This is a genomic window from Paraburkholderia sp. SIMBA_030 (genome assembly GCF_046535245.1).
Classification (GTDB): Bacteria; Pseudomonadota; Gammaproteobacteria; order Burkholderiales; family Burkholderiaceae; genus Paraburkholderia.
Genome location: NZ_JAWRXB010000681.1, coordinates 1 through 267, shown reverse-complemented (window position 1 = coordinate 267; position 267 = coordinate 1). Strand labels below are relative to the sequence as shown.

Genomic DNA, 267 nt, shown 5'->3' with positions numbered 1-267 from the left:
CGCGATCCACGACTACATCGGGCCCGTGATCATCGCGAGCAACGGCGTGAACATCGGCGACAACGACAACGGCTACAACGACATCCGCGTGCAGAACTCGGTGAAGTACGTGAGCCCCGTCTACTACGGCCTGAAGTTCACCGCGCTGTACGGCTTCAGCAACGCGACCGGCTTCGCGAACAACAGCGCATACAGCTTCGGGCTCGGCTACGAGCGCGGCCCGCTGCGCTGGAGCGTGGTCTACGCGCAGTACAACCATCCCTATAG

1 protein-coding gene is annotated in these 267 nt (G+C 62.2%); it reads left to right on the top strand.

Annotation, left to right across the window (positions count from 1 at the left end; all coding sequences use genetic code 11):
- Positions 1-267, top strand: a 267-nt coding sequence (locus SB772_RS41685; RefSeq protein WP_410838731.1) for a porin, incomplete at both ends; no start/stop codon positions are given.